Origin of the sequence: uncultured Pseudoteredinibacter sp., from assembly GCF_947502065.1 — a bacterium.
GTDB lineage: Bacteria > Pseudomonadota > Gammaproteobacteria > Pseudomonadales > Cellvibrionaceae > Pseudoteredinibacter.
Map to the genome: position 1 here is coordinate 568,929 of NZ_CANMYE010000002.1, position 14,811 is coordinate 583,739.

The 14,811-nt window shown below is 48.3% G+C and carries 11 protein-coding genes; 6 read left to right on the forward strand and 5 right to left on the reverse strand.

Annotated features, from left to right (window positions below; translation table 11 throughout):
• Window positions 1–410 precede the first annotated feature (410 nt).
• Window positions 411–2,843: an EAL domain-containing protein gene (locus tag Q1A41_RS09180; protein WP_299977524.1), complete on the forward strand. Its 2,433-nt coding sequence runs from the start codon at window positions 411–413 to the stop codon at window positions 2,841–2,843.
• Here Q1A41_RS09180 and mutL read toward each other — a convergent pair.
• The 4 genes from mutL to Q1A41_RS09200 form a co-directional block, all read right to left on the reverse strand.
• Window positions 2,827–4,719 carry a DNA mismatch repair endonuclease MutL gene (gene mutL, locus Q1A41_RS09185; protein ID WP_299977527.1) on the reverse strand — a complete coding sequence of 631 codons (1,893 nt, stop codon included), beginning with the start codon at window positions 4,717–4,719 and terminating at the stop codon, window positions 2,827–2,829. The genes Q1A41_RS09180 and mutL overlap by 17 nt on opposite strands.
• 107 nt (window positions 4,720–4,826) lie before the next feature.
• Window positions 4,827–6,182: an N-acetylmuramoyl-L-alanine amidase gene (locus tag Q1A41_RS09190; protein ID WP_299977530.1), complete on the reverse strand. Its 1,356-nt coding sequence runs from the start codon at window positions 6,180–6,182 to the stop codon at window positions 4,827–4,829.
• Window positions 6,183–6,387: 205 nt separating this feature from the next.
• Window positions 6,388–6,888: a tRNA (adenosine(37)-N6)-threonylcarbamoyltransferase complex ATPase subunit type 1 TsaE gene (gene tsaE, locus Q1A41_RS09195; protein WP_299977533.1), complete on the reverse strand. Its 501-nt coding sequence runs from the start codon at window positions 6,886–6,888 to the stop codon at window positions 6,388–6,390.
• Between the two features lie 69 nt (window positions 6,889–6,957).
• Window positions 6,958–8,475, reverse strand: a complete 1,518-nt coding sequence (locus Q1A41_RS09200; protein ID WP_299977536.1) for an NAD(P)H-hydrate dehydratase — start codon at window positions 8,473–8,475, stop codon at window positions 6,958–6,960.
• 106 nt (window positions 8,476–8,581) lie between these two features.
• On the opposite strand from Q1A41_RS09200, the gene queG reads away from it, so the two are divergent.
• Window positions 8,582–9,685 (forward strand): tRNA epoxyqueuosine(34) reductase QueG, encoded by a 1,104-nt coding sequence (gene queG, locus Q1A41_RS09205; RefSeq protein WP_299977538.1) that lies wholly within the window; start codon window positions 8,582–8,584, stop codon window positions 9,683–9,685.
• 3 nt (window positions 9,686–9,688) lie between these two features.
• On the opposite strand, the gene orn is transcribed toward queG, so the two are convergent.
• Entirely contained in the window at window positions 9,689–10,243 is a 555-nt protein-coding gene (gene orn, locus Q1A41_RS09210) for an oligoribonuclease (RefSeq protein ID WP_299977541.1), read from the reverse strand.
• A 103-nt stretch (window positions 10,244–10,346) separates the two neighbouring features.
• Between orn and rsgA the strand changes: the two genes are divergently transcribed.
• The 4 genes from rsgA (at window position 10,347) to asd (ending at window position 14,777) form a co-directional block, all read left to right on the forward strand.
• Window positions 10,347–11,366 (forward strand): small ribosomal subunit biogenesis GTPase RsgA, encoded by a 1,020-nt coding sequence (gene rsgA, locus Q1A41_RS09215; protein ID WP_299977543.1) that lies wholly within the window; start codon window positions 10,347–10,349, stop codon window positions 11,364–11,366.
• Between the two features lie 61 nt (window positions 11,367–11,427).
• On the forward strand, window positions 11,428–12,957 hold the full coding sequence (locus tag Q1A41_RS09220; protein ID WP_299977546.1) for a hypothetical protein: 1,530 nt from the start codon (window positions 11,428–11,430) through the stop codon (window positions 12,955–12,957).
• 106 nt (window positions 12,958–13,063) lie between these two features.
• Window positions 13,064–13,879 carry a rhodanese-like domain-containing protein gene (locus Q1A41_RS09225; RefSeq protein ID WP_299977549.1) on the forward strand — a complete coding sequence of 272 codons (816 nt, stop codon included), beginning with the start codon at window positions 13,064–13,066 and terminating at the stop codon, window positions 13,877–13,879.
• Window positions 13,880–13,892: 13 nt separating this feature from the next.
• Window positions 13,893–14,777 (forward strand): archaetidylserine decarboxylase, encoded by an 885-nt coding sequence (asd, locus tag Q1A41_RS09230; protein WP_299977552.1) that lies wholly within the window; start codon window positions 13,893–13,895, stop codon window positions 14,775–14,777.
• Window positions 14,778–14,811: the final 34 nt, after the last annotated feature.

The following is a 14,811-nucleotide window of genomic DNA, read 5'->3' on the forward strand; positions in this document are numbered from 1 at the left end:
AATTAAATTATTCTCTCGCCTTCGTGCTATTTAGTGCAAAATCTCGCCGCATAGAACTTAATAATTAGGGCTTATCTGCCGATAATCGTTAAGTAAGCATGACAAGGTTTCCATTTTTGAACGGCGCCCCATAAATTAGTCTGTTATTTAGGGATAATCGGCAGTTCTAACGTCATGCACTGCAAAAAGGTATTAACATTAAGCTTAGCAGCCAATAATGCAGCAAATGATCCTAATACTAGACTATGCTTAGAAGTGCTGCGCGATGATGGTCGCAGCGCCTTGCAAAAACAATGGATTGAAATTAAGTGGGAACCGTGTCGTCAGGCCTCCCCCAATCGGATTCCTCAAGGATGGCTGAGCAACAGCCATAAAGACAGCCCAATGCCTAACGCCAGCAAGAGTACACAATGTTTATCAGCCTAAGATGGAAAGCCACTCTTGCCGTTAGTCTATTATTGGCATTTTTGTGTGGCGTCTTCTTTTACTTTATTGATCAAAGAGCAAGCAAAGCTAACGCCAATGAGCGTGCAGAAATTCATCAACAACACATCAGCTTACTTGATGGCCTAATAACTCAATCTGAAAAACATTTAAAACAAGTCGCCAGCGGCATTCCCGAAGCCATGAAATCCAACCCAGGCCAAAATTTAGAGCAGGTTATTGCTCGCTATTGGCTATATCTGCAGGCAGACTGGGGGATTGAAGGCATTACACTGTATTCTGACAGAGGCATGAAACTAAATAGCTGGGGGCAGTCGCCCAGCATGCCTGACAATTTGATCAAACAAGCTCTAAACGGTAGCCAATCAGGCTCAAAAATAAGCTGTGCAAGCCACTGCCTACAATCCATATTGGTTCCATTGATTGGCCCCCAAGGCCCGCTTTTGATTCAAATCGATGTTCAACTCAGTCAAATGCTGGATGATTTTCGAAGGGTTACCAAAACCGACATCGGCATCATCAGCCGACGCCCACATATCAAAAACCCAGACATCCCCGAGTGGACGCAATCTATTTTGCATCTAACACAAAAACAAAAGAATCTAGCTCATATTATTCGACTATCACGCCAGAGAAGCTTCACCGACAGTATAGGGACCAGTCAAAGCGTATCTTCCGATAGCCGTACCTACGACATCAGTATTTTTGCGATGCCGCAATTTATGGATGCGCGGTTGAGCTTCGTCATCCTAGCGGATATTAGCCAGTCCGTTCAGGCCGTCAAGGATATTGAGCAACAATCGCTCAGTAAGATTATCGGGCCACTATTGATTGGCTGTATTGCACTTTACATAATGATGCTATCTCCGCTAAATCGCATGATCCGTCAAACTAAAATTATGCGTACTTTGATCAAAGGCGAATACGAACTGGCATCTAGCTTGTTAAAAAAACAAAAGCCGCGCCGTTTCTTTGCCGATGAAGTCGATCAGCTTTTGGAAGCCGAAGGCGAGCTATCCACTCAGCTGGACCAACTGCAAATGCAGTTGCAAGAAAGTACAGATGAGTTAAAGAACCTAGCCATGTTTGACAATCTAACCGGGCTGGCGAATCGCTACTGTTTTTTAAAGGAAATCAAACTCCGTCAGCGGCGCTACAAACGCAATCAATCTGGCTTTGCCCTGTTGTTTCTAGACCTAGATAATTTCAAACGCATCAATGACTCATTAGGTCACAGCGCCGGAGACAAACTCCTTGGAATTGTTTCCAACCGTTTAAAATCCTGTGTTCGCGCCGCCGATGTTGTCGGCCGTCTCGGTGGCGATGAGTTCTGCATTCTAATTGACACTGTAAAAGACCCCAGTGAAACCCACTCGCTAGCGTCACACATCCTCAGCACCTTGATTATGCCGATTCACATTTCTGGAACTGAGATCAATATATCAGCTAGCATCGGAATCGTTGTAGCCCCCCATGACGGCATTAGCACTGAAGAGCTTTTGCAGAACGCCGATCTAGCGATGTATCAAGCCAAAGCGATGGGTCGCAATAAGTATTGCCCGTTTAGCAAGGAGCTCACCCTGCGAGCGGCACGCCAACTGTCCCTTGAAAATGAGTTGCGCAGCGCATTAGCTAACCGAGAGTTTGTGCTTTATTTTCAGCCCCAGGTGCATATCCACAACAGCGAGATATGCGGTATGGAAACCCTTATACGCTGGAACCACCCAAGCAAGGGCATGCAATACCCTGATCAGTTCATCGATACACTCGAAGAAACTGGCTTGATTGTTCCCGTAGGCGAATGGATTCTTAAAGAGAGCTGCCGCCTGGTAGCCGGCTGGCTACAAGCTGGCCTGCCCCCCATCAAGGTAGCGGTAAATATTTCTGCCCGACAATTTACCGACCCAGGATTTTTTAGATCGGTTGAAAAAACGCTGGCAGCCACCGGGCTTCCCACTGAGCATCTAGAGCTAGAAATTACTGAATCGATGGTAATGGGCAATATGGAAGAGAGCTTTGAGCTTTTACAAAAATTGCGTGACTTGGGAGTTACTTTATCGATTGATGATTTTGGTACCGGCTACTCTTCGCTAAGCTATTTGAAGTCACTGCCAGTAGACATTCTTAAAGTTGATCGCTCATTTGTAATGGACATTCCCAGCAGTCAGAGCGATATGGAAATTACGGCGGCGATTATCGCCATGGCTCACAAACTGCAATTGAAAGTTGTTGCAGAAGGTATCGAAAACCCAGAGCAGCATCAGTTTCTAAATCAAAACGGCTGTGATTATGGCCAAGGATATCTATTCGCCAAACCCCTGACACAAAAAGAGCTTATCGAATTATTAAATGCCCAGAGACAACAAAGGGAAAATGATTCCCTTACTGTCCCCGCATAAAGAGCTTGTCCATTTCGTCCAGACTTAACATCGACCAAGTTGGGCGACCATGATTACACTGGCCGCTGCGCTCAGTGGCCTCCATATCTCTTAACAAGGCATTCATTTCTGCAATACTAAGCTTGCGATTCGCTCGCACCGAGCCATGGCAGGCCATGGTCGCCATAATCTCATTGGCGTGCTCGGTGATGCGACGGCTATCACCATATTCTATTAAATCCGAGAGCACATCTCGCACCAGAGTTTCCACATCAGCCTTATGCAACATCATGGGAACCTGGCGTACCAATAAAGTCTCTGGGCCTGCCCGCTCTATCACAAAACCCAAGGAGCTAAAGTTATCGCTAAATTGCTCGGCAAAGTCAGCTTCTTTTTGACTCACCGCTAAACTTTGCGGCACCAATAGCGGCTGAGCTTTAATGCCTTCGGCTGCAAAAGAAATTTTCATCCGCTCATACACCACCCTTTCATGGGCGGCGTGCATATCAACGACTACCATGCCTTGGGCATTTTCAGCCAGAATGTAAATGCCTTTTAATTGCGCAATCGCATAACCCAATGGCGGAATTTGTTCGTCCTGTGCTTCTATATTTTCTAACGAACTGCCCTGCGAACTTGGCGCAACAACTTGGGCGTAATTTGCCATTTGCTCACGCAATTGGTGCTCAGCAGGACGCTCTGAGGTATAAGACGGCGCCGAAGATGGTGCAAAAGCTGATTGATTTGGCGCCATATTCGCACTACTAAAGCCTGCGCTTTGGGCGCGAAAATCCATTGCTTCTTGCTGTTTAAATTCCCCTGCCGCCACGCCGCTAATAGGCGCTGTGGTGGCTTGCAAAACATTGGCATCAGCACTCGGTAATTGATCATCTGGGCGAACTTCAGCAAGGGCACGATGTAAGCTTCGAAACAGAAAATCATGCACCCTGCGATTATCGCGAAAGCGAACTTCATGCTTGGTAGGGTGTACATTGACATCTACCGTAGCCGGGTCAAGCTCAAGGTATAAAACATAGGCCGGATGGCGCCCATGATACAAAACATCCTGATAAGCCTGCCTTACAGCGTGAGTAACCAATTTATCCCTAATTGCACGGCCATTGACATAAAAATGTTGCATATCCGCTTGGCTGCGCGAGAAACTGGGTAGCGCTACCCAGCCCCATAACCGCAGGCCGCTGCGTTCAATATCTAGGTGCACCGCGTTTTCCATAAACGCCGGGCCACAGATCTGTGCCAGGCGACGCTCTTTTTCATGCTGGTTGCTGGCCGCGGGAAGATTGTGAATTGCTTTACCATTGTGGCGCAGTACAAAATTGACATCGAAGCGTGACATCGCCAATCGTTTAATGACATCGTCGATACGATTCATCTCGGTCTTTTCGGTACGCAAAAATTTTCGGCGGGCTGGAGTATTGAAAAACAAATCTCGCACTTCAACGGTGGTGCCCTGTGGATGCGCAGCAGGCTTAAGTTCCGCCACCATGTCTCGCCCTTCGGCACTGGCCTGCCAAGCTTGCCCGGCATCCCCAGAATTACTCGTTAGGGTCAAGCGCGAAACCGAACTGATACTTGCCAAGGCTTCCCCACGAAAACCTAAAGTACCTACGGCCTCGAGGTCATCTAGCTCATAGATTTTACTGGTGGCATGGCGAGATAGCGCAAGTGGCAAATCTTCTTTTGCCAAGCCGCCACCATTATCCCGCACACGCATCAACTTAACACCGCCGGCCTCAATCTCTACTTCAACTCGAGTGGCGCCAGCGTCAAGGCTATTTTCTAACAGCTCTTTAATGACAGACGCGGGTCGCTCGACCACCTCACCAGCGGCAATCTGGTTAGCAAGACGGGGGCTGAGTAGTTTGATTTTCGACATGGGCTATAAATCCGTACAGATGAGGCGGGAAGTTTAACGAGGTTCGCCGAGTTTATCACCCCCAGGGGCAAGAACCGGCCTATCAAAGGTGAAAGCTAGAATGGCGGCTAAGAGGTCGGGATTTTTAAGCGCTGCCCCACTCGAATGCGAGAGTTACTTAGCTTGTTGGCCTTTTTAATGGCCGCAACCGAGGTGTTATATTCCAAAGCAATACCAGAGAGCGTATCTCCTCGGGCGATAATATACTCTTTAGAGCGGCCATTTTGTTTGCCGTTTTTTACCCAAGCCAGATATGTACCTATCGGAGGCTTATCATCGAAGTACGCTCTAACCCCTTTGAATATCTGGCTTGCCATCTTCTTACGATAACGGCTACTGCCCAAGTTCTTAGCTTCTTTAGGGTTTGAAATAAAGCCTGTTTCGACCAGTATCGAGGGTACATCCGGAGATTTTAAAACCGCAAAGCCCGCCTGCTCAACACGGCGCTTGTGCAATTTGGCGATCTTACCCATCGACTGAAGAACTTTGTCACCCACCTGCAAGCTTGAACTAAGGCTAGCCGTCATCGATAGATCCACTAAAACGCCCGCCAAGACCTCATCTTTATCTTCCAGGCTCACACCACCAACACCGCCGATTAAATCGGCTTCATTTTCCTTACGGGCGAGAAAGCGCGCAGTCTCTGAAGTTGCACCACGTCTAGATAGCGCGAATACCGACGCTCCACTTGCACTAGGGTGCTTAAAGGCATCAGCGTGAACAGAAATAAAAAGGTCAGCGCGCATATCACGAGCGATATTTCGACGCTTACGTAAACCAATATAGTAATCACCAGTACGGACAAGCTTACCTTTATAGCCTTTCACCTGATTAATTTGGCGTACCAATTCCTTACTGATAGCCATCACCACACTTTTCTCGCGTAGGCGGCCCGGCCCAATAGCTCCTGGATCTTCACCACCGTGCCCTGCATCAACCGCGATAATGATGTCACGCTTTTGACTGGGCTGGCTCTGCTCCAACTTTTTTTCAGTGCGCAGGTTTTTATCAAATAGATCCAGCACCAAGCGATCAGGTTTATCGCCGTGGCTTTTCAATAAAAAACTTCGCGGCTTAACCGCTTCATTAAGATCCAGTACCACACGTAAATCGTGTTTATCACGGGCGCCACTGCGGATTCGACGAATAGGTGTTTTGCTAAGATCAATATCGGCAAGTGCAAATTGATTCGCCGCCGATTCCATATCCAAAACCAGCCGGTGGGGGTTCTCTAAGCTGAACAGTTTATGCTCTAAGGGAGCTGATAGGTCGAATACAACCCGGGTATGGTCTGGCGCACGCCACAATCGCACGCCCTCGATTTGAGCTTTAGCCTGCAGGAAAGAAGCCTGTAACAAAGACAATAGGAGAAGCCCTAAACCCAAGGATTTAGGCAGCAAAATTTTACTTGCTCGAAAGCCCATTGCTTCCCCCGATTATGGTCAAACACAACTGCGAGATACTCGCAGATGCACACGCTCTTTGTTTTATATATCGCACTGCTACTTAGGCAGTTGCATAACCTTTAATAGCCAAGCTATGTCGTTGGTCTTCAAAGGTGAATTTATGAGTCTAGTATAGCCGCTTTTTTTATGTGCTGTTAACACCATACTAGAAAGCCGTTTTTTATTAGGCCAGCTTTTTCAGGATTCGTTCACTAGCGGGATTTTGTGCCTGCAACTCTATGCTTCTCCCCCTTCCCTGAACCTTAATTTCAATCACAATATCCGCATTTGGTAAAAAGCCCTCACCTCGACTCGGCCACTCAATCAAACATAAGTGGCCCGGAGCAAAGTAATCTCGTATTCCCATATATTCCAACTCTTCTGGATCGGCCAAGCGATACAGGTCAAAGTGAAAAACGGGCACTTCTAACTCATAGGGTTCAACAAGCGTATAGGTGGGGCTTTTAACGGCACCTTGATGGCCAAAGCCACGCAGAATACCACGACTAAAGGTCGTTTTTCCGGCACCTAAATCACCCAACAGAAAAACTACCAAACCATCTGGAAAATTTAGCGAAAGCTCTTCATCTGCAGCATTCAACTCCTCTTGCAAGGCCTTTGAAAACTCAGCAGCCAACTCAAGGCTGGCAGATTCATCTACCAACTCTCTAACAATTTTCACCATCAAACTCTCACCGTCAAACTCTCACCATCAAATTCTCACCATCAAATTCTCACCATCAAATTCTCACCATCAAACTTCCGCTAACAACTCAGATAAGTGGGGGATCAAATCCGCGGCAAGCATTCCCCGCTGGCCAAACTCTTCAGCCGCCAAATCACCCGCATCGCCATGCAAACACACAGCCAAGCGACAGGCATCCCCCGGGGACATGCCTTGTGCGATCAAAGCGGCAATAACACCACTTAAGACATCACCCATGCCAGCACTTGCCATACCCGGGTTACCAACACTGGCCAGGCCAATCGCTGCTTGATGGCAGCAAATTAGACTACCTGCTCCCTTAAGCAGAACTGCACCACCATATTTTTGCTGCAACTTAGCAACACTGGCAAAGCGATCTTGTTCAATATCGCTGATTTCGCAGGCCAATAAGCGGGCCGCCTCTCCTGGGTGTGGGGTTAACACCCAGTTATCTCTGGCGCCTTCGATAACCCGAGCCTCAGCCAACATATTCAAGGCATCCGCATCCATCACCATCGGCACATTTTGTTCAGCGCAGTAATCCGAAGCTTGCTGCAAAAGTTGCTCAGACCAAGGGCTGCGACCCAAGCCTGGACCGATAACCACGACGGAGGCTTTTTCCAACAAAGGCGTAAGCTCCTGACCTGATACCACCGCCTGCGCCATTAACTCAGGACGCCGGCTAACAATTGCGGCAATATGCTCGGCTCGAGTAGCAACACTAACCAAACCTGCGCCACAGCGCGCTGCCGTTTCTGCGGATAACAAGGCTGCCCCCGCATAACCATGGTCGCCACCGATTACCAAAACATGACCAAAGCGCCCCTTATGGGCGTCTGCCTCTCGGGGGGGGAGCCGCTCTAATAATTGAGCACTACTCACTCTTTCCACTTCAGCAACTTGGGAGTTGCAATCGTCAGCCACCCCCAGGCCATCAAAATAGAGCTGCCCGCAATGTTTAGGGCCTCGAGCTGTCAACAGGCCACGCTTTAAAGCAATAAAACAGATAGTGATGTCAGCATTGACCGCCGCTTCAGCATGACCTGTATCAGCACAAAGGCCTGATGGTATATCTAGTGCAACAACAGGTTTATTGGCTTCATTAATCTGGGCGACAGCTGCGGCATAGTCTCCGCGCGGTGCGCCACGACTCCCAATACCCAGCAAGGCATCGACCACTACCTCTCCGGCAATACCTCCATGCTCTTGGAAAGGCGCCATGATCACACCCTCCTGTCGCGCAAACTGATAAGCCTTATGGGCATCGGCTGGCAATTTTTCTGGATCGGCCAGCTGTACTATATCAACAGCAATTCGTTTTTGAGCCGCTAGTGCCGCCACCACATAGCCATCTCCAGCATTGTTTCCGGCGCCACAAAAAACCGTCAGACTATCGAGATCTGGCCAGTGCTCTAATAATTTTTCAAAAGCGGCTCGGCCAGCTCTTTTCATTAACTTTATACCGGGCACAGCAAGGCGATTAATCGCCTCTTGATCCAAGGCTTTTACTTGTTCGGCAGTATATAATGCGCTAGGAAGAGTGGAGCTTTGCGTATGGTTTTGCATGGTTTTCTCTATCTATTGAGCCTGCGGATTCATTATTAGCCCAAGACTCACTAATGTTGTTATCGAATTATACCCAAGCCACAGCAGCAGGCGATAGGCACACTCTATGACTAAGCCAGATAAACTTAAGCAACTCGCGCAAATGATCCCCATTTGGGGGCGAGAGCTGGGTTTTCAGGAAGTAGGCATCAGCGATATAGATCTGCAAGAGCAAGAAGGCAAACTCAAACAGTGGCTGGACAAGGGTTACCAAGGCGATATGCAGTGGATGGGCGAGCACGGCAATAAACGCAGTCGCCCTGAGGAGTTGCTGCCTGGCACCCAGCGGGTGATCAGCGCAAGAATGAACTATCTGCCGCCCTCGACCGAACCCATTCGAGTACTAAAAGACTCTAACAAGGCCTATGTTTCTCGCTATGCCCTAGGACGTGACTACCACAAATTAATACGCAAGCGCTTAAGTCTACTGGCCAAACAAATTGAAGAGTTTATCGGGCACGAACACGGTGCTCGGGCTTTTGTAGATAGTGCCCCCGTAATGGAGCGACCGCTTGCTGAAAAAGCGGGACTTGGCTGGACAGGCAAGCATACATTACTGATCGAAAGAGAAGTGGGCAGCTGGTTTTTTCTTGGCGAAATATTCACCAACTTAGATTTACCCATTAACAAAGAACTTAGTGAAGATCATTGCGGTGACTGCAAGGCCTGCTTGCAAGTCTGCCCTACTGACGCCTTTCCAGAGCCCTATGTCTTAGATGCAAGGCGCTGCATATCCTATTTAACAATTGAATTTGATGGCGTGATACCTGAGGAATTTCGCGACCCGATGGGTAATCGCGTATTTGGCTGCGATGACTGCCAAGCCATTTGCCCTTGGAATAAATATGCCCACAACACCGCTGAACAAGACTTTTTGCCGCGCCACAACCTGCATGACAGCGATCTTTTAGAATTATTCGGCTGGACAGAAGAAGAGTTTTTACAACGCACAGCAGGCTCGCCTTTACGCCGCATCGGCTATCAACGCTGGCAACGAAACTTGAGCATTGGTCTTGCCAATGCCGAAAGTAATGGGTTGATTGTGAAAGCCTTAGAAGAAAGATTAGTCAGTGCTGATACAGTATTAAGCGAGCACTTTAGTTGGGCTATTGCTCAGCAAAAGCAGCCTGGACGTCGCCGTAAGCGCAAAATAAAGCGCCAGTCAGTTTAGCTTTTAGCTGAACTCAGGGTCGATAAACTGTCCACGATAATGCTTTAGTTCAGCAATCGATTCGCGAATATCATCAAGGGCAAGGTGGGAGCCTTGCTTGCTAAAACCTTCTAAGGCACTAGGTCGCCAGCGCTTGGCTAACTCCTTAATAGTGCTGACATCAAGATTTCGGTAATGGAAAAACGCTTCCAGCTCTGGCATATAGCGGGCCATAAAGCGTCGATCCTGACAAATTGAGTTACCGCACATGGGCGATACAGCGGGTGGCAGCCACTGGCGTAAAAAGCCTAAAGTTTCTTGTTCAGCTTGCCCTAAATTTACCTGACTACTCAATACCCGCTCAGTTAAACCTGATGCGCCATGAGTTTTAGTGTTCCAAGCGTCCATCTTTTCCATGCGCCCCTTGGGCTGCTTAATCGCTTGCACTGGGCCTTCGGCAAGAATATTCAAATCCGCATCGGTCACGATAGTGGCGATTTCAATAATCACATCACTCTCTGGGATCAGACCTGTCATCTCGAGATCGATCCAAATTAAATGAGTATCCGATACTGGCATTGAGTGTCCTCTTTATTAAGCGCAGCGACTGAAAGACTTGTTGCCAGAGCATTGTACTGGCACCATGGCGATCTTTCTAACTTAATTTTAGCACTCAAATTGTATGTCGAAGCGCAAACTCAGCCGCCGCCAAGCTTGGCGTATTGAAAAGATCCAAGCCGAAAGGGCTGAACGGGCCACTAAAAAGCGCAACAAGGAACTAGAAAGCCTAGAAGCCGACAGCCTTGGCGATGAACAAAATGGCCTAGTCATCGCTCATTACGGCACCCAAGTTGAGGTAGAAAGCTTGGATCAGGATGAAGCCATTAGCCAGCGCTGCCACCTGCGCGCCAACCTTGGCTCCATCGTCACCGGTGACCGAGTAGTATGGCGTCAAGGGCAGAGTATTGGCGTGATTGAAGCCGTATTAGAGCGTCGCAGCGTACTGACTCGCCCTGATAGCCATGGCAATATGAAAACCATTGCAGCAAACATTGATCGGCTTGTGATTGTTGTGGCGCCCTATCCCGAACCTTTTGGTAACCTTATCGATCGCTATTTAGTTGTCGCCGAGCTACTTGGCTTTGAACCACTGCTATTGATCAATAAAAGCGACCAGCTCGATGGCGGTTCCGAATCAGAAAAAGTATTAAAACTTGCCGAGCTGTACCAAGACCTAGGCTACCAAACTCTGCAATTATCCGCCGCTACAGGGGAAGGCGTGGATGAACTGACGGAACTGTTAAAACAAGGCACCAGTGTATTTGTAGGCCAATCCGGAGTAGGCAAATCCTCGTTGATAAATAGCTTAATACCTGGTTTAGAGCTACGCACAGGCGCCTTGTCGGCCGCGCGACAAAAAGGCACTCACACCACCACCACCGCGCTACTACTGCACTTCCCCGGCGGCGGACACTTGATCGACTCCCCAGGTATTCGCGAATTTGGCCTTTGGCCACTAGAAGTTCACGAGCTGATGGCGGGCTTTAGGGAGCTAAAAGAATTTATCGGCCAATGTCGCTTCAGGGATTGCCAACATGAAAAAGAACCTGGCTGCGCCTTACAAAAAGCTGCTTCTGAAGGAAGTATTCGAGCGCAAAGGCTGAACAGCTACTATCATATCCTAAGGAGTTTTGAGGAGTAGCCCACATAGAAGCAAGCTACCCACTTCAAAGCGTCTGGCGTTGAATAATTAAGGGGTATGCATGTCTGCAGCAGCCAAGCTGGTAATCCGGCCTCAGGCAGAGGGTTTTCATTACTGGTCCAAAAAACTCAGCGAACTGAACTGGAAAATACTCCCAGGCAGTCGCCAACTCGCCCTGAATGTATGCCAAAAGCCCAATGCAACCGCCGCCTCTATCGCCACCCTATGCCGACAAGACCCTTTGCTGTGTTGGCAACTAAGCCGCCGCGCAAATCAACTCATTAGTGATCGCTCAAAATGGCCAGAACAGCTTGAGCAACTTATTAGTTTGATTGGTATCCCGCAAGTTATAGCGACCATCAGCAGCTGCGAAGAACTTAAACAAGAAGATTTGCAGCAACATTTTGCGGTGCTAAGCAGAAGCCTCATCAACAGTCATCTAGCCAGCGAGCTCTTCCGCCGCATTGCTATAGCCAACAACAGCGACATCGCAAAACAATTCGAGTTGAGCAGCCTGCTTTTTAGATTGCCAGAATGGGGGATTTCCATCGACACGCCCCATATGCAAGTTCAACTAGAGTTTTTACAACACAATGGCACAAGCCTGCGACAAGCTCAGCACAACTTATTAGATTGCCATTACAGCGACATCATGACTGAGTTTAGTCAGTATTGCGCGATTTTGAATAAACTCAATCGCAGTTGGCAATATCTTGATAAAGACAATCGGCTACAAATTCGACAAGCACTGCAGAGCTATCAACAACGCAACAAAGGCCGTCCCAGTGCCATAGCAAGCGAGCCTGAAATGCTCCTGATTACTTGCCACGGGCTAATTGAACAACTATGGAATCCATTAAGCTTTGCCAAACATTTACGCTTACTAAGTGGCATCAGCGGTTTGAGCCGCCCACAAATACACGGCCTTTTGAACCAATGCATGCTGAGCATACCATGGCACCCAAGCTTGCCTATCGAGTGCCACCCAATGCGCTGGCAGCACTGCCAGTGGAAGCTCAGCCGCTGGCTGCCTAAATTTGTAGAAGCACAAACAAACGAAACACAAGAAGAGCTTTCAAAAAATCAATTAGTCACCACAAAAATAAACAGCGACATTCTTAAAAGCAGCTTAAAAAGGTTGCTTAACAAACAAAGCTTCAAAAGCAGCAACCATCTATTAGAGTTTACTTTACAAAGTTTAAAGCGCGGCCTTACTAGTAAAGCCGGCTTAATCTGGGTATATAGCCGCGGAGAATTCAAAAGCCGACACCATTACGGCCTTGGCGAAGACATCAGTCCCAGTGCTTTTACAGCAAATCAGAGCAGCAACAATATCTGCCTCCGGCTGCTGCAAAAGGCCGCTGCCGTGCGCCTCAGCTCTCAGCACCCCAGCCTCCCCCAGGGACTTCAAATCCTGCTAAGCCCCAAGCAGGAGGTCGCATTAATGTCGATCTTCGTCGCCAACAAACCCGCAGCCCTGTTGATGCTGGTACAAGATGAGCATCTTGATGATGAGCATTTTAGGTACTTCAAACAACTAGGACACGGTTTTCATCAAGCACTATTGCAGCAACTAAAAGTTAAGAACTAAGCCGCTATCATCAAGCTTTGCTATAGCGTTAGCGCGAGCTTCTAGCTTGGCATACAATAGCCCCTACGCGCCCAAAAATCGCATTAGAGAAGAATAAGGAATTGCTATGCTAGGAGCTTCCACACTGTTGCCCCTAATTGTTGAGCCAGAGGACTTCCAAACCCAAGAGGCCTCCGCTCAACTTATTATTGTTGATCTTTGTGATCGCGAAAGTTATCTCAAAGGCCACCTGCCTGGTGCCGTCCATATAGACCCCAAGGCCACGACTCGCGGCGGTAAGCCACCGGGATTATTACCTGAGCAAGAACAACTGCAAAGCATTGTCGATAAACTAGGCCTGCAAACCGACAGCCACCTGCTGATCTACGACAATGAAGGTGGCGGCTGGGCCGGACGTTTTATTTGGCTGCTCGACTGTATTGGCTTTCACAACTACAGCTACCTTAATGGCGGATTGACTGCCTGGCAGGCTATTGCAGGCACACTTGAGACTGGTGAATCCGTAGCGCAGCAAGCCGCTAGCTACCCATTTACCATTAGCGAAGCCCCGAGCGTTGACCGTAAGGAAATTGAGTTTTTATTGGGCGCCCCTGGCAGTATCGATATTTGGGATGCCCGCAGTCCCGAAGAATTTCGCGCTGAAAAGGTGCTTGCCGAGCGTGGCGGACACATTCCTGGCGCCATCAATGGCAACTGGCTCGATTTTATGGACAGAGAGAAACATCTAAAAATTCGTACTGATGCGCGTGAGTATTTGAAAGCACTGGGTATCGACGGCAGCCGCCCTATCATTACCCATTGCCAAACCCACCACCGCTCAGGCTTAACGTATTTAATCGCTAAGGCATTAGACTACGATGTCAGAGCCTATCCAGGCTCTTGGTCAGAGTGGGGCAATCTTAGTGACACAGAAATTTCATAGGTGAACATTATTCATGGAAAAGTTATTTATCGCCTTTCAATACTTGGTGCCCCAGCATTTGCTTTCTCGCCTAATGGGTAAGATCGCTAATAGCCAACGCAAATGGTTAAAAGATCCTTTCACTCGCTGGTTTGTCGATCGCTTTGATATTGATATGAGCGAAGCTGCCGAAGAAGACCCTTGCGCTTATGCAAGCTTTAACGATTTTTTTACGCGCGCCCTAAAAGAAGACGCTCGCCCGATTGACCACAATGAAAACAGTATTGTTTTCCCGGCCGATGGCGCGATCAGTCAGCTCGGCGACATTCAGCACGGCCGTATTTTTCAAGCTAAAGGGCAAAGCTATAGCACTCTAGAATTGCTAGGTGGAGCTAATGATTTGGCCGCTGAGTTTAATGATGGAAAATTTGCCACGGTGTATTTGTCACCTAAAGATTATCACCGTGTTCACATGCCCCGCGCCGGCAAGCTGCGCAGCATGATTCATGTCCCGGGCGATTTATTTTCCGTAAATGAAACTACCGCTGAAAATGTACCGCGTTTATTTGCCCGAAATGAACGAGTAGTTTGTGTTTTTGATACCGACATAGGGCCTATGGCGGTGGTACTCGTTGGCGCTATGATTGTCGCCAGTATTGAAACCGTATGGGCCGGCCAGATCACGCCGCAGCTAAAGCAGATTGTTCGCCATGATTACGACCAAATTATCGATGACATCACGCTCGACAAAGGTGAAGAGATGGGCCGCTTTAAACTAGGCTCTACAGCGATCGTTTTATTTGCCAAAGACACAATGAACTGGCAAGAAGAATTAAGCGCTGGCAGCCCAACTGTTATGGGCCAAGAGATGGGGCAAGAGATAAATCAGACCAATTCTGAAATCAGCCCAGAAGCGTAAGAGAAGCACAGTGATCAAGTGGCGTAATTTGGGC